Source organism: Flavobacterium sp. GCM10023249 (genome assembly GCF_042653365.1).
Classification (GTDB): domain Bacteria; phylum Bacteroidota; class Bacteroidia; order Flavobacteriales; family Flavobacteriaceae; genus Flavobacterium.
The window spans coordinates 236,322-257,249 of the sequence record NZ_JBHSHZ010000016.1; the positions used below are offsets into that span (position 1 = coordinate 236,322).

Below are 20,928 nucleotides of genomic sequence, written 5' to 3' on the forward strand. Positions count from 1 at the left end.
TTAATAAAAAAACCGGGAAAAATCCCGGTTTTATAATAACATTTAAGTTTTGATGCTTAATTATTTTACTTCCTCAAACTCTACATCTTGAACATTATCACCTTCATTTTGAGCTTGTGGCTCACCTTGAGGTTGTCCTTGACCTTCCGCTTGTGCTTTATACATTTCCTCTGAAGCATTTTTCCAAGCTTCATTTATTTTATCTAAAGCTGGAGTGATCGCTGAAATTTCTTTGGTTTCGTAAGCAGCTTTCAATTCATTCAAAGCAGCTTCGATCGCAGATTTATTACCTTCTGATAATTTATCTCCAAACTCTTTCAATTGTTTTTCAGTTTGGAAAATCATTCCGTCAGCTTCGTTTAATTTATCCGCTTTTTCTTTAGCTAATTTATCTGCCTCAGCATTCAATTCCGCTTCTTTTTTCATTTTCTCGATTTCTTCCGGTGTCAATCCTGAAGACGCTTCGATACGAATATCGTGAGATTTACCTGTACCTTTATCAACTGCAGTTACATGAATAATACCGTTAGCATCGATATCGAAAATTACTTCGATTTGAGGAACTCCTCTTGGTGCTGGCGGAATACCGTCTAAGTGGAAACGACCAATTGTTTTATTGTCACCTGCCATTGGACGTTCACCTTGTAATACGTGAATTTCTACTGATGGTTGATTATCAACAGCTGTTGAGAAAACTTGCGATTTTTTTGTTGGAATAGTTGTATTCGACTCAATTAATTTCGTCATTACACTTCCCATAGTTTCGATACCTAATGAAAGTGGTGTAACGTCTAATAACAATACATCTTTCACATCACCTGTTAAAACTCCACCTTGAATTGCAGCACCAATAGCTACTACTTCATCTGGGTTTACACCTTTTGATGGTTTTTTACCAAAGAATTTTTCTACTTGCTCCTGAATTACCGGGATACGTGTAGAACCTCCAACTAAAATTACTTCATCAATTTCAGAAGTTGATAAACCTGCATCTTTTAATGCTTTAGCAACCGGTTCCATAGAACGTTTTACCAAAGTATCTGCTAATTGTTCAAATTTAGCACGAGTTAAAGTTTGTACCAAGTGCTTTGGTCCTGATGCTGTAGCTGTAACGTATGGCAAATTAATTTCTGTTTGTGCGGACGCTGAAAGTTCAATTTTAGCTTTTTCTGCTGCTTCCTTCAAGCGTTGTAATGCCATTGGATCCTGACGTAAGTCTACACCTTCAGCAGCTTTGAAATCATCAGCCAACCAATCAATGATTACTTGGTCAAAATCATCACCACCTAAGTGAGTATCTCCGTTTGTAGACAATACTTCGAATACACCGTCACCCAATTCAAGGATTGAAATATCGAAAGTACCACCACCTAAATCGTAAACAGCAATTTTCTTGTCATGTGCTGCTTTATCTAATCCATAAGCCAATGCCGCTGCAGTAGGCTCATTGATGATACGCATAACTTTAAGACCAGCAATTTCACCCGCTTCTTTAGTAGCTTGACGTTGTGCATCGTTGAAGTAAGCAGGAACAGTGATAACCGCTTCTGTTACTGAGTGTCCTAAATAATCTTCAGCAGTTTTCTTCATTTTTTGAAGTGTCATAGCTGATAATTCCTGTGGAGTGTATAATCTTCCGTCGATATCAACACGTGGTGTGTCATTATCACCTTTAACTACTTTGTAAGCCACAGTTGATGCTTCTTTAGCGCTTTCAGTGTATTTGTTACCCATGAAACGTTTAATTGAAGCAATAGTCTTCGTAGGGTTTGTTACCGCCTGACGTTTCGCCGGGTCACCTACTTTAATTTCACCACCTTCGACAAACGCGATAACGGATGGTGTAGTTCTTTTACCTTCTGCATTAGCGATTACTACTGGCTCTCCACCTTCCATAACCGAAACACAAGAGTTTGTCGTACCTAAATCGATTCCGATAATTTTACTCATAATATAATTCTCCTTTACTTTAATTCATTTTGATTACTCCTCTACGAGTGAGCAGTGTTCTTCACACGGATTGCAAAATGACAAGGATTGTGCCAAGTCTTTATTTTATCAAAATTGGCAGTATATGTCAAAATCAATATGACAAAATGACAATTTCAGACGTTAATAATTAATCATAACTTTGGCATACATTAAAACTGTCATGAAAAAAATCATTCTTATACTATTCACGAACTGTTTTCTATCGGTTCATTCTCAACAAAACTTGTTCACTTTAGACAACTTTTTATCTATAGAACTAAGCAAACTCGATAGTTTAGAGCATGGAGTTCATTATATGATAAATGATGAAATGGTGAGTGATGAAAAAGTAAAACAAAATCTTCAATACCTCAAAACAATTTGTCAAATCGATTTAAAAAAATACAATCTAAAAACAATTCAAAGACAAAATCATACTATACGTATTTGTGAAGCAATTAATAAGTCCTCAAATATAAAACAGATTATAGAAATTGTATCAGTATACCAGACACTTGACAAAAAAAACGAGTACAATTTTTTCAATTATTATATTGTTTCTAATAAAAAAACAAAACCCATACATATTTCCTTTGATGAGAATGGAATAACTGGTTATCAATTAGGAAGAAAAAAGACTAATGTAGTAAGAGAAATGATTATTTTAATTGAAGATTCAATGAGAGAAATTGATATAGAAAATAAGAAAATAACCCACTCAGTTGCTAACGAAAAATTTGATTCGTTTATCGAAGAAATCGAACAGTTAAAAAAATATTATTTCAAATAAAAAAGCCGTCCAAAGGACGGCTTTTACAATTCAAAGAAATGAATTCAACTTATTGAAGGTTGAAATACTCATTATCAGACATTTGGCCTGATTGAATTCTTCTTAACTCATCCATGTGTAACATGATATAGTTGTGAGTTTCTTCAGAAATATTAGATGGTTTTGCCAATCTATAAGTTCCATTCAATACTCCATTATAGTAGTAGAAGAAATTATAATCAAACTGAGAAGCTGTTAATTTTGCGTTTGCAGGATCTGCCAATAAGAATCCTAAACGTACAGCTGAACGACGTTGTGGAGGAGTTCCGTGGTGTCCTGAACTAGTTGTCTGGTAATCTCCAATTGAAAATGCAAATTCATAACCTGTTGCAATAGATGCGAAAGTTGTTTTACCGTAACCTCTTCTTAAATAGTATCCAGCCATACCATCTGCCTCTAATTCATTAGGTCTTGCTGTGCTTTCTTTTTTTGATGGTAATCCAAAAGCATATTGCAATTGATGACCGTACTCGTGTGCTAAAATCATCACATTAATTAAGTTCGATGCATCTTTAGATTTAGCATCTCTGAAAATTCCTTCACCGTAGTAAATTTTTCCAGTACTATATGAAATTGCATTGTACGTTGAACTCCAGTTTGTTCCATTTTGAACAAATCGGAAAGTAGGCGCAGCTACTGAAGTTCCTCTCCAGAAATTTTTAATTGCAGTATTCTGATTTACCATCAAAGTTACATCAGAAGAAGTTCCTGCCCCCGCAGATAATGTAGTTGATAAAACTGCAGATGATGGCCAATAAGCATCAACATAACTACATTCGTTTTCAATTCCTTTTGGTTGTTCAATAACTACTGAAGATTGCTCTCCTTGAGCCGAATCGTCCTTCGTACAAGCGAAAAACGTAGTTAGTGCCGCAGCACTTAAAAACAATAAAGTTTTTTGGTTGGTTTTCATAATTTATTGGTTTTTAGTTTATTGAGGGCAAATATATAAACTTCACCAAAAGAAATTTAACAAAAAAACACTTACGCTCTTGAAAAAATCACAACGTTGTATTTCGTCGGTTTTATCAAACACTTAATCGATTGTAAATGTCGATAATTAATATTTTTTCACAACAAAATAACAAAAACACAAAATTATAACAAGAAATCAGACAATTCTACAACGACTTTCTCTTGAAAATTATTTTCTCATTAAAAATGATAATGGAAGTCATAATTAAGCTATATGCAATCATCTGGGCAGCATTTATTTTTTCATTAAAATAGAAAATTGCCAATATAAAATTGATTAGTGGATTAGTATACATTAGAATACCTACCGTTGAAGAATTCATTCCTTTTAAGGCAAACAGATTAAGGAATAAAGGTATAATTGTAAAAAGTACAACAATTAGAATCATTAAAATATAAAACAATCCTTCTGTAGGTGTTGTTCCTTTATAAACTGGAAAAAACGGCAGTAATACTAAGGAAGCAATAACCATTTGAACCGTCAAAACCACAAAACGATCGAATTGATTGTTTTTACGTTGACTAATAAGATACAAAGCAAATGTGGTTGCAATTACCAAACTATAAATCAAATCTTCTACATGACCATACGATAAAATACCACAACTGACAATACAAAGTAAAACCGAAAACCATTGCCACTTACTCAGCGTTTCATTCAGAATAAAAAAGGCTAAAATTGTGGTAATGATTGGACAGATTAAATAAGCGAATGAAGCCGATTGTAAACTAACATGATTTACGGCATACATAAACAAAAACCAGTTAAATGTGAGCAAGAATCCACCTAAAATAGTCAATGCAACTGTTTTTCTTTTGTCTTTTTGGGTAAAAGTTTTAAAAAATTTAAAATCTTTCTTCAGTTTGTCTTTTCTAAAAAACAAGTTAATTACAAGTAATAAAACGGTGGCATAAAAAACCCTGTAAAATAGTATATCTAAGGAAGGATAATCATGTAGCGGTTTAAGCGCTAAACTGAAAAAACCCCAGATAAAAAAAGATGTAAAAGCAGAAAAAAAGTATTTATTGAATTGCATTTTATGGTAGTTGGTATGAAAATAAGGTTGGAAAATCGATTACAGTTTCATCTAAAACACCTTCTTTAGAATAGGCTTTCCATGGAGCATTAGAGAAGAAAAACAATTTGTTATCATTAATTGTAGCCAATGCAGGTTCTTCAAATTCGGGGCGGTTATTGTCAACTATTCTGAAAGAAGCAATTTCATTTTTATCATTTAGTAAATACTGTACAATTCGTATCGGTTTCACTCCATTATGTACCGCGAACAATGATTTTTTGTTCCAAAGAAGTCCATCAATACCTTTTGAGGCCGCATTTTCTGGAAATGCAAGCCAATTTCTATCCGATGGATTTTCCCTATTGATTTTCAAAATTCCTTTCAAATAATCGGCAACAAAAAGTACCGATTCTTTATCATTGAAAGTCAATCCTTGTAAATTGAAGGCTTCCTTTTTCAAATCCAGCCAAACCTCCATTGAATTATTTGTAATTTTAAAGATTGTGGCCTCTCCACTATCAGAAACAAAAACATTTCCTGTTTTATCAATCACTAAATCTCCAAATACATGATTTCCAATCAGCTCGAAACGTTGCTCAATTTTTTTGGTTTTAATATCAATTTTGAGAACTACAGACTTTCCTTCAATGTCTTTTTCGAAACCTTTCATTTCTGGAATGGCAGTAGAAGTAACCCAAAGTGATTTTTCATCGTTATCCGCTTTTATAGCAAAAACTGAGTACAAACTAGCATCAGTAAACCAATCGCTACATTTTCCCGTTTTACTATCAAAACTGACAATCTTGCGATTTCGAATGCTTGTTGCCAACCATTGTTTTGATTTTTTTAAGTAAAGTAAACCTTCCGGATGTAAATCTCTTTCGGATAAAACCAGAGCTTTTTTCGAAGATATTACAGGATTGGCCAATTCGGATTGCAAAGTCAAAAGTGATGCATACTTCTCAGACTTTTTTATGTTTTCCAAATCAATTTCGTTTTCAAATGCAATTGAATTATTCATCACAATACATTTTTTTAATGCAGTAATAGATTCGTCAATTTTATTATTCAACGCATAAGCACAGGCCAAATTGTAAGTATAGGTGGGATGTGAAGGACGAAGGCTGTCCAATTGTTTTGTTGTATTCAAGAATCCTATAAAATCCTTATTTTGATAACATTGTACACTTTTATTGTATATTTCTTTTAGTGATTGTGAATAACCTGAAAGGTTAAAAAATGAATAGAATACTACAAAGTAAAATTGCTTCATGGCTATAAAATAAGAATCGGAGTAAAAGTACTCAATTCCCTTTCTCCGATTCTTTAAATTAATATTTCTTTAAGATTTTAATGCGTTGCATCCACTTCGATTGCATCTACATCAATATTTTGTTTTTTTAGAATCCCTTTCACTATAACAGCGAATAAAGTCAAGTATAAAAAGCATACAACGGCAACAATATAGGACTGATGAATTCCAATGATGTCTGATAATTTACCTTGAATTGGAGGAATAATACCACCACCTAAAATCATCATAATCAAAAATGCCGAACCTTGTGACGTATATTTCCCTAAACCTAAAATTGACAAACTAAATATTGCTGGCCACATAATACTGCATGCAAGGCCACCAGCCAGGAAGGCATAAATAGCAATAGTTCCGGTAGTCATTAATCCTATAGTCATTGCTCCCAATCCAAATAATCCGAAAATCATCAATGTTCTTGCCGGTTTATCTTTACTGATAAAAGTAGCTATGATCTGCAATGCAACACACACAATATACCAATACAATGGTGACATATTCTTACCTGTAATGATATTACCTGCTAATACCACTGCAAAAGCAATTATCGGTATAACAATTAACGCAATTATTTTCTTATTGCCTTTTAAATTAAAAACACTAATGGCACCAGCCCAACGACCAATCATCAAACTCCCCCAATACATTGATATATAAGGTGCAATGTCTGAAGATTCAAGTCCACCAAATTCTTTTAATTTTAGTAATTCTCCTAAATTACTTCCGATTGCTACCTCTACTCCAACGTAAGTAAAAATAGCCAACATACCCAAAACCAGTTGCGGATATTGCATCGCTCCCCAACCTTCAGAATTTTTCTTTGCCGAACCATACGCGAAGAAAATACCACCCAGAACTACTACTAAGGCTCCAGACAACCAAAGCATTCGTTTTTGTTCTAAAGGTTCCTTGATTACTTTGATTTGAGCATCATACTTATCGAATGTTTCTTTAGCCGCCTCAGCAGTAATCTCCATATTTTTTAAATTATTTTCAAATTCGGCTTTTTCTGACAGTAGTAATTCTAATTTTTTAGACTCTTCACTCTTATAGCTCTGAAAAATTGGGGTAAAACAAGCCGCTAATAGAAGTGTCATTACCACAAGTGTACGTAACGCTTTATTAGCCTTTTCTATAGGTTCATCAGAAATCCCAGAAGGCACTTTCTTAGAAAAATAAAACAGAGCAGCAGCACCAATGAAAAGTAAACCTACAGCTACATACAAAAAGATGACTTTATTCAGTTCCAATAATTTAATTTGTTCTTCAGTAACCGAAGCAGCTGTTCCAAACAAAGCTAGTGAAATAACGATTGGTCCAATGGTTGTTCCCAATGAATTAATCCCTCCGCCTAAATTTACACGGCTCGCCCCTGTTTTAGGATCACCTAATAAAATAGAAAAAGGTTGTGCTGCAGTTTGTTGCAGGGAAAAACCCAAAGCAACAATAAAAAGCCCTAATAACATACCGGCATATACACTAGCTTCTACAGCAATTATCATAGCTCCAGCTCCTAATGCCGAAAATAACAATCCGTAAACAATACTCTTTTTATATCCCCAAGTTCCGACAATGTCTTTTCCTCTTCTATCTCCCAAAATAAAAAGTAGCAGTGCGCCAATATAATAAGCAGTGTAAAAAGCAAAATCAACCAATTGAGATTGAAATTGATCCAACGAAAAATAACTTTTACAAAAAGGGATGAAAATACTGTTTCCTGCGGCAATAAATCCCCAAAAGAAGAAAACCGTTATTAACGTATAAAGCGCAGGAAAATTCGTTTTTTGCGTTTCAGAAATCATAAAAAATGAGTTTTTTGTTTTTGATTAGTATCCAAATATAGGCATTTTGTTTAAATTCTCTTAAAATGACATTCAAAGCTTTTATTAGAAGTTAAAAGTAGTATTTTTGTTAAAAAATAGATTCTGATGAAATACGTTTGGGCTTTATTAGTAAGTGTTTTATTATTAACTGGTTGTGATGACGGTGATATCATTGTTGAAAATTTCAACTTTGAAACTGCTACCGTACAAAAATGTACAGACACCAGTACATTATATAAAATCAACGATAAAGAAACCTTAATTTTTACAACTCCGGAAAGTAAATTTGCTAATCAAACGCAAACCCAAACTTATAGTGTGGAAAGTGGTACATCCATCACCTATAGAAGATACTCGCAAGCTGTTGCAACTTCTTCTATTTGTGGAACTCCAACACAAACTGTTACTGAAGAATGGATTTGTTTGGACGGTGGAACAGTAGAAATCAAATCAACTCCAATCTATGATACTGTTGTTCCGACAAAAATCATCGGTTACAACCATGCCATAACATTTATAAATATTGTTTTTCAAGCACCAGGTAAACAGGTGGTTTATGACAACTATGTGTTTGGCAATTACAGAACTGATGTAACAGATTTGGCTTTTAACTTCACTTCTCCATCAGCAGTTCTGAAATGCGATTCCAATAATTTGCTTTTCAAATACAATTCCAATAAAGTTTTATTACTAGATGTAGTAAAATCCAATTTATTTATAAACGCAGTGACTCCAGTAGATAATCCAAGAACTGCATTGATCAATTCTACTAATAACAGAGTGGTGTATAGAGTTTACAGTGGCGGATTGAATGAAGAATTTTTCTGTTCCTCTATACCACCATCAAATCCAACTTTATCTGAAGAATGGATTGCAGATAGTGGAGAAACCAATGTTTCGGGTATCATCAAAGTAAAAACAGAAGCTACTATTGATCCCAACACCTTCAAACACACCATTTACCTTTTCAATACTACTTTTAGACGTGGAGTAAAATATTACAGTCCAAAACCGGGTGAAGATTATGAATTTGGAGTGTATTATACTTCTTTATAGACTTTTCTTTTGGATAAAGTAGACTTCGGTTGCACCTAATCCGTATTTCTGGTAATTAGCATCTTGAAAACTGATATTATCATATCTACCAAGAAGGAAGTCCAATTCTGCTTTTAAAACACCCTCACCTACGCCGTGGATAAAAACCACTTTAGGAATTCGGTTTCTTTGAGCAAATTCCAATTGTCTTTTGGCAGTATCCATTTGAAGGGTGAGAATATCATAATTACTCATTCCGCCTTTATTTTTGACTAATTTTTCGATATGAAGATCGATTTCAAGAACAAAATCCTCTTTTTTGGATTTTTTTTCTTTGATAAAACTTCTAGGCTTTTCAATTTCCTTTTCTTTCTTAATCGATACAAAATTGGTTTTTGCTATGCTGTTCATTAAATCTCCTGAAGATTCAATTAAAATAAGTTCTTTTTTTTGGAACGTTAATTCAAATCCTTCCTCTGTTTCAATTGTCACTTCATTACCCAATACTTTCACAACGACACCATTAATATCGTCATCCAAAACTGAAACCTTATCTCCTTTTGTAAACATTATTCTTTATTATCTTGATTTTTACTCGGTACTTTTCTGCTCAAACGCATCATACCATAAAACAAAAGTACGAATCCCATAATTTGTACCCAAGTATTAGGTTCCTCTGAGGCTTGCTGCCAAACCAAAACTCCAATAACCAAAATCACTAAAACAAAAATGATCACCTTTTTCATACTGTTATTTTTTTTCAAAAATACAATTTAACGTCAAAGGTTTTTTAATTTGTAGGATATTTTGTAAAATTGGTCAAATTTAAAAATTATGAGCGCTGAACAATATATGATTCCGTGTCTAAACAAAACTCTATTTGGAGTGGAATGCTTTGGGTGTGGTACACAACGTTCACTGTATTTGCTTTTCCAAGGAAAATTTGTAGAGGCTTTTTATATGTACCCACCTATTTATACTTTATTGCTTTTTTTTATGGCAATTGGTTTTCATTTCTTTGATAAGTCGAGAAATTATAATAAAATAATAATTGTATTGGCCATTATTAATGCAATAATCATGGTCACTTCATATATTTATAAACAAACAAACTTTTAAATCAGAACTATGCAAAAACAAAAATTACCAAACGAACAATCAGCAATGATTTTAGCACTAACTTCTTTTGTAGGTTGCTGTTGCACAAGTGGTGTATTGGGGATTATTTTATCACTTATCGGAATTCATTTAGCCAAAAAAGACGAAGCTACTTACAATGAAAATCCTGAAAACTACGACATTCAAAATGTAAAAACATGGAAAACTGTAAACACCATTAGTTTGGTCTTAAGTATACTATCGTTAGTTTATGCCATTTACATGAAAGTTACTGGAAAAGATGTAGAACAACAAGAGCAATTAATGGAAATGTTGAGACAGTTTCAAAAGAACTAATCTTGTTTACTCTTCAAATAAAAAACCCCGAGAATTTCTCGGGGTTTTTCTATTTATTTCTCAAATGACTTTAGCGTTGAAATAATGATTGAAACACAATCCAATAATTGTTCTTCTGTCATTACCAAAGGTGGAGCGAAACGAATGATATTACCGTGTGTTGGTTTTGCTAATAAACCGTTTTCAGCTAATTTCATACAGATATTCCAAGCTGTATCGCTTTCTTCTGTATCATTGATAACAATAGCATTTAACAAACCTTTACCACGAACCAAAGTTGCAATAGATGATGTTTCGATGTATTTACCGATTTCACTTCTAAAAATCTGTCCAAGACGTTCCGCATTTTCAGCCAGTTTTTCATCTGTAACCACATTCAATGCCGCAATTGCTACTGCTGCTGCAACAGGGTTTCCTCCAAAAGTAGAACCATGCTGTCCTGGTTTGATAACATTCATAATGGAATCGTTAGCTAAAACAGCAGAAACTGGATAAGCACCACCTGATAAAGCTTTACCTAAAATTAAAATATCCGGTTGTACATTCTCATGTTGTACGGCTAATAATTTTCCTGTACGAGCAATTCCTGTTTGTACTTCATCTGCAATAAACAAAACATTATGCTTTTCACACAATGCTTTTGCTTTTGCCAGATAACCTTCAGTTGGCACATAAACTCCAGCTTCACCTTGAATAGGTTCTATTAAGAAACCTGCAATTGTAGGAGAAGATGTAATTGCTTTCTCTAAAGCATCAATATCATCGTACGCAATTTTAATAAATCCAGCTGTGTAAGGTCCAAAGTTTTTACGGGCATTTTCGTCGTTAGAAAAAGAAATAATTGTTGTCGTTCTTCCATGGAAGTTATTTTCACAAACAATAATCTGAGCTTCATTCTCTTGGATTCCTTTTTTCTCATACGCCCATTTTCTACACAATTTCAAAGCAGTTTCAACAGCTTCAGCACCTGTATTCATAGGCAAAACTTTATCAAATCCAAAAAAGTTGGTTACAAATTTTTCGTAAACACCTAATTTGTCATTGTAAAAAGCTCTTGAAGTAAGCGTAAGTGTTTGCGCCTGCTCCATCATTGCTCCTACAATTTTAGGATGACAATGACCTTGATTCACTGCCGAATAAGCCGACAAGAAATCATAATATTTTTTTCCTTCTACGTCCCACACATAAACACCTTCCCCTTTGTTTAATACCACCGGTAACGGATGATAATTGTGTGCTCCATGTTTGTCTTCTAATGCAATGGCTTCTGCTGAACTTAATTTTTCTAAAACTGCCATGATAATAATTTGTTATTGATTGGTAAAATCGCAATTCCTTCTTAAGGTGAGAAATCAACCGCTAATTGCTACAAATGTAGAAAATATAAATTCCAAAATCAAAATTTCAAATTGGTCAAATGAAGTGGAAAAGAATTACTTAAAAAATAGCTATATCTTAATTCTCTTTTTGCGAATTCGATTTGATTTCACGCAAAAGTTGTAGTTGTTCTTTTTGAATTTTAATTAATTCATGATGCTGATGTTCCAAAATATGATCTAGTTTCTTTTGTAAAATTCGAATCTCTTCCTCTGCCTTGAGATTAATTTGAAAATCTTTCTTGGCTCTTTCTCTATCCTTCTCTTCTTGTCTGTTTTGACTCATCATAATAATAGGTGCTTGAAGTGCAGCAATACAGGACAAAATTAAATTCAATAGAATAAATGGATAGGGATCAAATCCTTTGTTAGCCAAAAAATAAATATTAGCAAAAATCCACAGCGATAGAAAGAATAAAAAAGAAATGATAAAGGTCCAACTTCCACCAAAAGTAGCAACCTTATCTGCAATACGTTGCCCAAAAGTTCTTTCAGCATCATCTTCTGAATCAACAATTCGTTTAATTTCTTTATCCGTCATAATTATTAGAAATAAAGTTTACTTCAAAAGTACAAATAACAACTCCCATAATTACAAATTTGGCGCTTTATCTTCTATTCATTCTCGAAGTTTTGGGTTGAAACAGTTCAAAAAACCACTAATTCAACTTTCACCTTACATTCTCCTTACTTTCCATCAAATTGTTAACCTTTTCTTACAATTTTAAAAATATTTAGGTTAGAATTTCGTAACAAAGGCAATCTAAGTTTGCATTGCAATCAAAATTAATTATACATGAAAATTTCAAAAGTTTTATTGAGTTCGGCTTTATTAGGTTCCTTTATTGCCTGCAACTCTGACGAAGACAAAGCTCCAAATCCCGTAGAATTAAAAAATCATTCAAAGACACCTGTGTTTATTAGTAAAAAATCCGGTTTTGAAAAACTAGAGATTTATTCACTTTTAAGCTCTGAAGACAAGTTATCGGGTTTTCCAGAATTTGTGTACGGATCTATGGCAGATGGAAATGGTTTACTCAAGAATTCCGATGGAACGTATTCACTCTTAAATAACATTGAAGCACATTATTCGGTAGCTCGCATAACTTTTGATAAAACGTTCAAACCTGTCAAAGGAGAATATGTTTTGAATGCTGCTGGTACAGCTAACACTGCAATGTGTTCTGGAACTATGGTAACGCCAGAAGAACATGGTTTTGGTCCATTATTCCTCTCTGGTGGAGAATGGGATGGAAATTCTAAAAATGTATTTGCCACAGATCCGTTTAAAAACACTACCGAAGCGGGAACTGGCAAAACGCTTCCTGCATTAGGTCAATGGGATGTTGAAAATGCCGTACCACTTGGAAAAGACGCATATAGTAATAAAACAGTCGTTTTAATTGGTGATGATTATGCTGATAATTTCACACCCAAAGGACAATTAGGAATGTATGTAGGAAATCGTGGTGATTTAGATAACGGAAAATTATATGGTTTGAAAGTAAATAATTCAGCAATACATTTTGAAATGGATATGGTAGAAGGAACTTCTTATGATATTTCGTTCGTAGAATACAATGAAAAAACATATAATGAAATTGAAGCAGAATCCGCTGCAAAAGGAATCATGGGATTTTCAAGAGTAGAAGATATTGATTACCGAAAAGGATCACCAGAAAATAACCGTGAATTTTACTTTGCCGTTACCGGAAGAAAGAAAACGGACTTAATTGGAAAAGGAACCGTTTACGGAAGAATTTACAAAGTGATTTTAGATCCTAATAACCCTTTAAGCGGTAAAATCACTTGTGTATTGGATGGTGATAAATTAACGGGAAAAGCGAAGCAATTTCACAGTCCAGACAATGTAGTAGCTACAAAAGATTACTTATACATCATGGAAGATCCTAATGGTTATCCAGATACTGCTGACAAAACACACAATGCATATTTATACCAGTACAACTTAAAAACAGGAGCTTTAAAAGTGGTTTTAGAATGCGATCAAACAATGGCTGAAAGTAAAGGGTATGGTAATACTTCCACTTCATGGGAATTTACTGGTATGGTGGATGTATCCGATAAGATTGGTATCGATGGGTCATTTCTTATCATAACACAAAATCATGGTTGGAATAACAATAGTTTCTTTGACCCAAAAGCTGTTACTTCTACAACCTATAAAGAAGGAAGTACATTATACTTAATCAAAGGTTTAGAAAGATAAATGAAAAACATTTTTTGTTTCATAAAAAAGGCTATTGTTTTAAATAGCCTTTTACTGCTTGTTACAAGTTGTAAAAATGAAAATACTTATGAATCGAGACAAGCGTTTATACAACTTGAAAAACATTATAAAGTCTGTCTTGATAAATCTTCATTGGCATTCGAAAAAATGGAAAAAGCTTCTTCTATTATGGAATTCAAAATGCTTTACAAAGAAGCCAAAAAAAATTTCAAATTGGCCGAACCCATTTTAGCATTTATTGATGAAAGTAATTATAAGGCTATCAATCAACCCAACATTATCAAAGTTACTGAAGAAGACGCAACGAATATCAGAATTAGTAATCCCTTTGGATTTCAAGTATTGGAGGAACAGATATATAATGCAAAACCGGACTATGAAAAAATAAAAAAAGAGGCCAAGCTTACATCGGGTCGATTAAAACTGTTGAAGAATAATAGTTCATTGTCTCAATTGGATCATCATCATATACTTTGGATAATTAGAGATGCCTTAAACAGAGTGGCTTTAAAAGGAATTACAGGATTTGACAGTACTGCAGCATTTACTTCATTGGAAGACAGCAAAACCGTATACGAATCGCTAAAAAAAATACTCTATGTTTTTGAAGCGTCTTTTACCGACAAAAGGCTTTTTCAAAATTGGATAATTGAAATTGAAGCATCCCAAAAGGCATTGGATGCCGATTTTGATAATTTTAACCGTTTTACATTTATTAAAAATCATACCCATTTTTCATTAGAGCTTTGGAACAAAACTGTTATCGATTGGAAAGTACAATTTAAAATTCAACAAGCCTTTCAATATGATATTGTGTCATTGTTCGACAAAAAAACTTTCAACATCAAACATTTTACCGATCAGGATGACCCAACGAATTTCGACAAAATTGCTCTTGGTAAACAATTATTTAATGATAAAAACTTATCTGAAAACAAAACTATAAGCTGTGCTTCTTGCCATAAAGCGGAACTAGCGTTTACCGACGGAAAAACCAAGTCGCCAGGAACAAAACGAAACGCACCAACCTTACTGTATGCCGGTCTTCAAAAAGGCTTCTTTTATGATAACAGGACAGGTGGACTTGAAGGTCAAATTGTAGATGTAATTACCAATCCTAATGAATTTCACAATTCACAGGATGAAATAGTTAACTATGTGAAAAAATCACCCATCTATTCCACAATGTTTCAAAAAACATTCAAACAACAACCTACAGATTATACTATCAGGTCGGCTATAGCTCTCTATATCTTGTCGTTAAATCCATTCGACTCTAAATTTGACAAAAATATATCCAACAAGGAAAACACTTTAACGCAAAGGGAAATAAATGGTTTTAATTTATTTATGGGAAAAGCAAAGTGTGCCACCTGTCATTTTGCCCCACTTTTTAATGGAACAGTTCCCGGTAGTTACCGCGAATCGGAAATAGAACTTATTGGTGTTCCAAATTCAAAAAACAAATTACATCCAAAAATTGATTCGGACTTGGGAAGATATGAGGTATTTAAAACTGAAAATAGGAAGTATTTTTTTAAAACCCCTACCCTTCGCAATATTGCCAAAACTGCGCCATACATGCATAATGGAGTCTATACGACCCTAGAAGAAGTAATTGATTTTTATGATGCAGGCGGTGGCAACGGTTTGGGATTACAACTTGAATTCCAAACGCTTCCCTTTGATTCATTGAATTTAAGCGCAACAGAAAAATCAGAGTTGATTGCTTTTTTGAAAACCTTAACTGATGAAGTCCAAAATAACAATGCAAAAAAGTAGCTATTCAATAAACAAAGAAATCATTTTATAAAAAGGTTTTTTAAATTATTTAGTACTTAAATATAAATCAGCAGCGTCTTAACGGGTTAACAATAAGATTTAAGGTAATAAAACCAAGAAAGAATCCATGTCCAATGCCAATTCAAATGATCTTTCAATAATTAAATTATTGAAACAACATATGATTACGTAAACATCGAATGTAGGACGGATTAATACCAAAAAACATTATAGGAATCACCTTCGGAAAGTATTTTCTTCGAAGGTTTTTTTATTCAATCTTATACGAAAACACTAATATTTTTTCGGAAGTATAAAATTAGTTATTTTTACACAGTCTAAATAAAAATAAATTGAAAACTATAATCTTACTAGATTCTCCCAATCTCTACAGAATCGGTTTAAAAACGTACCTACAAAAATTATTGATCAAAGTTAAAATCATAGAATTTGAAACTTGGCAACAAGCTGAATATAAACTAAAAAAAACCTCAATTAATTATTTATTTATTGGTATTGAAACTATTAACAATCAAGAATTTAAAGAAATCATATCTTTCAAAAAAAAACATCCTTTAATTAAACTGATTGTTCTAAGTTTGAATTTTGATAATAATGAATTCAATAAAGATACCAATAGTAACCACCTAGAAATAGATGCAATCCTATCGAAAAATACATCTGAAAATTCAATTTTAGAAATGATGAAAACGATCAATGCTGACAAAAAATACTATTGTATCGATTTTCTCCAAAAAAACATCATAATCCAGAAAAACAATACACTTTCCACAAGAGAATTCGAAATACTTCAACAAATTGCCACTGGACGTGATGCAAATGAAATTGCAGCTCAAATGTATATTAGCATCCACACCTTTCGTACACATAGAAAAAACATCATGAAAAAAACCGGAATTCATTCAACTTCAGAACTCATACTCTATGCTATCCGAGAAAAAATTGTTTAACCACAATTTTTCTGTGTCTTTTCCTCACCAATCATACCTTGATTAGGGTAGTTCATTTTAACCTCATTACTGTATTGTTTCGCCACTTTTAAGAATTTAGCTTTGCCTTTTCTTATTCTTTAGAATTAATCTAAATAAAAATAAAATGAGCACTAAGGAGCAAATCAAACCAAAAAAACTGACGGAAAAAGACACCGAAATTTATAATTTACATCTGTTTTCCAATGAAACTAAGTCTATTCATGCATATAAAAAAAGTATGAAAAAGGCAGTCAAGGCGATCTCAAAAAACCTTCAAGATAGAAATACTCCATTTACTGGAATAGCCATGGATATTCTCAAAAAAAGAATTAATCGTATAGATTTCAAAAACGATGAGGGAAAATCATTAGACTATGTAATTGAAGAATTAAAAGAAATATATCTAAATGATTGTGTTCATTTCCATCATCCAAAATACATTGCGCATTTAAACTGCCCTATTCTAATACCAACTTTAGTTGCAGAAGCATTCATATCTTCACTAAACTCTTCAATGGATACATGGGACCAAAGTGCTGGTGGAACCTTCATTGAATTAAAATTGATCGATTGGACTTTGGAACTTTTGGGCTATCCAAAAAACGGTGACGGCATTTTCACCAGTGGTGGAACACAATCCAATATGATGGGGTTACTATTAGCTAGAGACCATTACATCAAAAGCAATTATGCAATCGATCCCAAAATGGAAGGTCTTCCTCATGAGGCTTCGAAATTTAAAATTCTTTGTTCTGAAATTAGTCACTTCAGTTTGAAAAAAAACCTTAGTCTACTAGGTTTAGGTCAAAATGCCTTGGTCACAGTTGCTGTTGATGAAAATTTCAAAATGTGCATCGCTGATTTAAAGGCCAAAATCAATCAACTTAAAGAACAAGGAAATATTCCAATTGCTATTGTAGGAACTGCTGGAACAACCGATTTTGGTTCCATCGATCCGTTAACTGAAATTGCTCAAATTGCACAAGAAAACAAGCTATGGTTTCATGTTGACGCTGCATATGGTGGCGGATTGTTAATTAGTGAGTCGCACAAGGAAAAACTCAAAGGCATAGAACTATCCGATTCTTGCACTATTGATTACCATAAAACATTCTATCAACCGGTAAGCTCAAGCGGTTTCTTTATGCGAGATACATCTTTTGTTGATTATATCAAATACCACGCAGATTATTTGAATTCAAAAGAACAAGAAGATGAAGGAATTCCTAATATGGTTAAAAAATCAATTCAAACTACTCGCCGATTTGACGCATTAAAGCTTTGGTTTACTTTACGAATCATAGGTAGCAAAGGATTAAGTAGTTATCTTGAAAAATCAATTGAAAATGCAAAATTCACAGCAGCGTATCTTAACCAAAGAAACGACTTTGAAATCATCCATCAACCCGAAATAAGTGCTGTAGTTTTTAGATATACTCCTTACACTGGAAATAACGCTTCATACTGCAATCTTAACAGCTATATCCGAAAAGCAATTTTCAACGAAGGAAAAGCAATAATTACAAGTACTAAAGTAAAAGATGAGGTGTTCTTAAAATTTACTTTGTTAAATCCACTCACTACAACGCAGGATATCGAAGAAGTTATTGAACTAATCATTCAACACGGACAAGACTATTCATTAATAAACTAATTTCTAATTATCATGCAAAATAAAATATACGACTTTATTGCTATTGGTGTAGGGCCATTCAATCTAAGTTTGGCTTGTCTTACCGAACCTTTAAAAGAGGTAAACGGCCTTTTTTTCGATAAAAGTGAAAAATTCAATTGGCATCCCGGCATGCTATTACAAGACACTACATTGCAAATCCCTTTTCTGGCCGATTTAGTTACTCTGGCTGACCCAACAAGCCAATTCAGTTTCCTCAATTACATCAAGGAACAAGGAAAAATGTACTCTTTCTATATCCGTGAGAACTTTTTAGTACTTCGTAACGAATACAATCAATATTGCCAATGGGCGATTAGTAAACTTACGAATGTATTTTTCAATACCGAAGTCACTCATATCGAATACGATGAAACTACCGGGATTTATTTAGTCACAACAATCGATACGCAAGATAAAACTAAAATCATTTATGCAACTCGAAAATTGGTTTTAGGCACCGGAACAACTCCTTATATTCCTAAATCCTGTCAAAATTTGAAAGAAAAAGCCATTCATTCCTCACAGTACTTACAACACAAAGCACAATTACAAACCAAAAAATCAATTACGGTTTTGGGAAGCGGTCAAAGTGCTGCAGAAATTTTCTATGATTTATTACAGGAAATCGATACATATGACTACCAATTGAACTGGATTACTCGTTCTCCCCGCTTTTTCCCGATGGATTACAGCAAACTAACACTCGAAATGACGTCACCAGAATATGTCGATTACTTCTATAAGTTACCCGCCGATAAAAGAGATTCATTATTGTCTGAACAAAAACAACTGTACAAAGGCATCAATAAAGATCTGATTGAAAACATATTCGATACCATTTATTCCAAAAAAGTAATTGCTGCTATTGATGTAAATCTAAGAACAAATTCGGCTTGTGTCGGCACAGCATACAATGAAGACAATCTGACTTTTGAAATCGAATTGCATCAAGTGGAAGAAGACCAAAACTACCGTCACTTTACAGAAGCGCTTGTTTTAGCAACAGGATACGGTTATGAAATGCCAAAATTCATCCAAGGTATTGCTGAAAGAATTGTTTGGGATCACAAAGGTCGATTTGCCGCACATCGCAACTATTCCATCGATCATAATGCCAATGAAATTTTTGTTCAAAATGCCGAATTACACACCCATGGTTTTGTAACTCCCGATTTAGGAATGGCGTGTTATCGCAATTCGTATATCATCAAAGAAATCACAGGAATTGAATATTATCCAATTGAAAAACGAATTGCTTTTCAACAGTTTGGTGTTTCAGAAGCTGAAAAAATCAATTCCAACTCATTCGAACTCATTTCTTAAAACAAAAATGGACAATATTCAAAAAAATAAAAACTCCAGAATACAGGCCATCGACTTTGCTCGTGGTCTAAGTGTTCTCTTGATGATAGTTATACACACCATGCTTATCTACGGAAGTATTCCTACACAAACCAAAACAATTGCTGGAACCATAACGCTCTGGCTAGGACGAGGAACTCCAATGTTTTTAATTACAATGGGAATATCTTTTGTTATATCGAGAAGACAAACTTTTACTGCAGTCTGTAAAAGAGCGGTATATATTTTAAGCGTTGGCTATGGGATGAATATATTAAAATTTCTCGTTCCTGAATATGTCTTTGGTGGATTGCCCACTGCATTTGTAAAAGCCTATGGATTAACATCTCAAACTCTTGAATCGGCAGTGTTTTTCTTACTTCTTGGAGATATTTTGCAATTGGCGGGAATAACACTTTTCATAATGGCAATAATCAACCATTACAGCAACAACAAATGGATTCCATTGATAACCGCTTTGATTGTAGTTACTGTATCTAAAGAATTCAGTGGCTTCACTGTTGCAATTCCTGTGATTAGCTATCTCTTTGACTTGCTTTTTAGCAACCAGTTCAATGTTTATTTCCCTGTATTTCCTTGGAGCGCTTTCATTTTAATAGGAATGTTTTTAGGGAGATGGTTTAAAGAACTCAATCAAAACCAAAACATTTTCTTTAACAAAATGGCCTTTCTTGGAGTGGTTTTCCTAATTCTTGGCGGAATATTCAATTTCATTAATCCAGAATACCACTTCGGAGATTATTATCATTTAGGCCCAGGCGGTTGTATCGTATTAATCGGCGTCAATTTAATTTTCCTTTACTTGGTTCATCAATTGGTTTCCGCAATAAAAAATACAAACCCTGTCTTTCGTTTATTCACCTTTTGTAGCAAGAACGTAACATCAATGTATGTAATTCAGTGGACGCTTATCAATTGGGGTATGTATGTCTTCGGATTTTGGAAACACGATGCTTTTACTGTGCTACTTATAATTCCGTTGTTTCTCATTCTTACTATTGGGTTACAAAAAGCAATTATAATTCTCAAGAAGAAAGCCAAAAATACTCCAATTTTAGTTTCATCATAACC

At 33.4% G+C, this 20,928-nt stretch carries 19 protein-coding genes; 10 read left to right on the forward strand and 9 right to left on the reverse strand.

What is annotated here, in order from left to right:
- Positions 1 to 60: 60 nt before the first annotated feature.
- The gene (gene dnaK, locus ACFO7M_RS14675; RefSeq protein WP_379736477.1) at positions 61 to 1,950 is read right to left on the reverse strand and encodes a molecular chaperone DnaK; all 1,890 of its coding nucleotides are present in this window, start codon (positions 1,948 to 1,950) and stop codon (positions 61 to 63) included.
- Between the two features lie 202 nt (positions 1,951 to 2,152).
- Between dnaK and ACFO7M_RS14680 the strand changes: the two genes are divergently transcribed.
- Positions 2,153 to 2,761, forward strand: coding sequence for a hypothetical protein (locus tag ACFO7M_RS14680; protein ID WP_379736478.1), 609 nt, complete (start codon positions 2,153 to 2,155; stop codon positions 2,759 to 2,761).
- A 49-nt stretch (positions 2,762 to 2,810) separates the two neighbouring features.
- On the opposite strand, the gene ACFO7M_RS14685 is transcribed toward ACFO7M_RS14680, so the two are convergent.
- The 4 genes from ACFO7M_RS14685 to ACFO7M_RS14700 all read right to left on the reverse strand — a co-directional run bounded on the left by ACFO7M_RS14685 (position 2,811) and on the right by ACFO7M_RS14700 (position 7,908).
- Positions 2,811 to 3,713: a metalloprotease gene (locus tag ACFO7M_RS14685; protein WP_379736480.1), complete on the reverse strand. Its 903-nt coding sequence runs from the start codon at positions 3,711 to 3,713 to the stop codon at positions 2,811 to 2,813.
- 208 nt (positions 3,714 to 3,921) lie between these two features.
- Positions 3,922 to 4,812, reverse strand: coding sequence for an EamA family transporter (locus tag ACFO7M_RS14690; protein WP_379736481.1), 891 nt, complete (start codon positions 4,810 to 4,812; stop codon positions 3,922 to 3,924).
- Between the two features lies 1 nt (position 4,813).
- The gene (locus ACFO7M_RS14695; RefSeq protein WP_379736483.1) at positions 4,814 to 6,067 is read right to left on the reverse strand and encodes a TPR end-of-group domain-containing protein; all 1,254 of its coding nucleotides are present in this window, start codon (positions 6,065 to 6,067) and stop codon (positions 4,814 to 4,816) included.
- Between the two features lie 77 nt (positions 6,068 to 6,144).
- Positions 6,145 to 7,908 (reverse strand): MFS transporter, encoded by a 1,764-nt coding sequence (locus tag ACFO7M_RS14700; RefSeq protein WP_379736485.1) that lies wholly within the window; start codon positions 7,906 to 7,908, stop codon positions 6,145 to 6,147.
- Between the two features lie 126 nt (positions 7,909 to 8,034).
- Here ACFO7M_RS14700 and ACFO7M_RS14705 point away from each other — a divergent pair, with 126 nt between their 5' ends.
- The gene (locus tag ACFO7M_RS14705) at positions 8,035 to 8,985 is read left to right on the forward strand and encodes a hypothetical protein (RefSeq protein ID WP_379736487.1); all 951 of its coding nucleotides are present in this window, start codon (positions 8,035 to 8,037) and stop codon (positions 8,983 to 8,985) included.
- Here ACFO7M_RS14705 and ACFO7M_RS14710 read toward each other — a convergent pair.
- Both ACFO7M_RS14710 and ACFO7M_RS14715 read right to left on the reverse strand, forming a co-directional pair.
- Entirely contained in the window at positions 8,980 to 9,534 is a 555-nt protein-coding gene (locus tag ACFO7M_RS14710; RefSeq protein WP_379712493.1) for a Smr/MutS family protein, read from the reverse strand. The genes ACFO7M_RS14705 and ACFO7M_RS14710 overlap by 6 nt on opposite strands.
- The gene (locus ACFO7M_RS14715) at positions 9,534 to 9,710 is read right to left on the reverse strand and encodes a hypothetical protein (protein WP_379712491.1); all 177 of its coding nucleotides are present in this window, start codon (positions 9,708 to 9,710) and stop codon (positions 9,534 to 9,536) included. Before ACFO7M_RS14715 ends, ACFO7M_RS14710 begins: the two co-directional genes overlap by 1 nt.
- A gap of 106 nt (positions 9,711 to 9,816) precedes the next feature.
- On the opposite strand from ACFO7M_RS14715, the gene ACFO7M_RS14720 reads away from it, so the two are divergent.
- Both ACFO7M_RS14720 and ACFO7M_RS14725 read left to right on the forward strand, forming a co-directional pair.
- Complete coding sequence (locus ACFO7M_RS14720) at positions 9,817 to 10,083, forward strand: DUF2752 domain-containing protein (RefSeq protein ID WP_379736738.1); 267 nt, start codon at positions 9,817 to 9,819, stop codon at positions 10,081 to 10,083.
- Between the two features lie 9 nt (positions 10,084 to 10,092).
- On the forward strand, positions 10,093 to 10,419 hold the full coding sequence (locus tag ACFO7M_RS14725; RefSeq protein WP_379712487.1) for a CCC motif membrane protein: 327 nt from the start codon (positions 10,093 to 10,095) through the stop codon (positions 10,417 to 10,419).
- A gap of 53 nt (positions 10,420 to 10,472) precedes the next feature.
- On the opposite strand, the gene rocD is transcribed toward ACFO7M_RS14725, so the two are convergent.
- Both rocD and ACFO7M_RS14735 read right to left on the reverse strand, forming a co-directional pair.
- Positions 10,473 to 11,717, reverse strand: a complete 1,245-nt coding sequence (gene rocD, locus ACFO7M_RS14730; protein WP_379736489.1) for an ornithine--oxo-acid transaminase — start codon at positions 11,715 to 11,717, stop codon at positions 10,473 to 10,475.
- 157 nt (positions 11,718 to 11,874) lie between these two features.
- Positions 11,875 to 12,336, reverse strand: coding sequence for a DUF1003 domain-containing protein (locus ACFO7M_RS14735; RefSeq protein ID WP_379736490.1), 462 nt, complete (start codon positions 12,334 to 12,336; stop codon positions 11,875 to 11,877).
- Between the two features lie 255 nt (positions 12,337 to 12,591).
- On the opposite strand from ACFO7M_RS14735, the gene ACFO7M_RS14740 reads away from it, so the two are divergent.
- The 6 genes from ACFO7M_RS14740 (at position 12,592) to ACFO7M_RS14765 (ending at position 20,926) form a co-directional block, all read left to right on the forward strand.
- A complete protein-coding gene (locus ACFO7M_RS14740) occupies positions 12,592 to 14,025 on the forward strand; it encodes an alkaline phosphatase PhoX (RefSeq protein ID WP_379736491.1) in 1,434 nt (477 codons plus the stop codon).
- A gap of 168 nt (positions 14,026 to 14,193) precedes the next feature.
- A complete protein-coding gene (locus ACFO7M_RS14745; RefSeq protein WP_379736492.1) occupies positions 14,194 to 15,828 on the forward strand; it encodes a cytochrome-c peroxidase in 1,635 nt (544 codons plus the stop codon).
- Positions 15,829 to 16,181: 353 nt separating this feature from the next.
- Complete coding sequence (locus ACFO7M_RS14750; protein WP_379736494.1) at positions 16,182 to 16,799, forward strand: response regulator transcription factor; 618 nt, start codon at positions 16,182 to 16,184, stop codon at positions 16,797 to 16,799.
- Between the two features lie 145 nt (positions 16,800 to 16,944).
- Complete coding sequence (locus ACFO7M_RS14755; RefSeq protein ID WP_379736496.1) at positions 16,945 to 18,474, forward strand: pyridoxal phosphate-dependent decarboxylase family protein; 1,530 nt, start codon at positions 16,945 to 16,947, stop codon at positions 18,472 to 18,474.
- 12 nt (positions 18,475 to 18,486) lie between these two features.
- On the forward strand, positions 18,487 to 19,818 hold the full coding sequence (locus tag ACFO7M_RS14760) for a lysine N(6)-hydroxylase/L-ornithine N(5)-oxygenase family protein (protein WP_379736498.1): 1,332 nt from the start codon (positions 18,487 to 18,489) through the stop codon (positions 19,816 to 19,818).
- Between the two features lie 7 nt (positions 19,819 to 19,825).
- The gene (locus ACFO7M_RS14765) at positions 19,826 to 20,926 is read left to right on the forward strand and encodes a heparan-alpha-glucosaminide N-acetyltransferase domain-containing protein (RefSeq protein WP_379736499.1); all 1,101 of its coding nucleotides are present in this window, start codon (positions 19,826 to 19,828) and stop codon (positions 20,924 to 20,926) included.
- Positions 20,927 to 20,928: the final 2 nt, after the last annotated feature.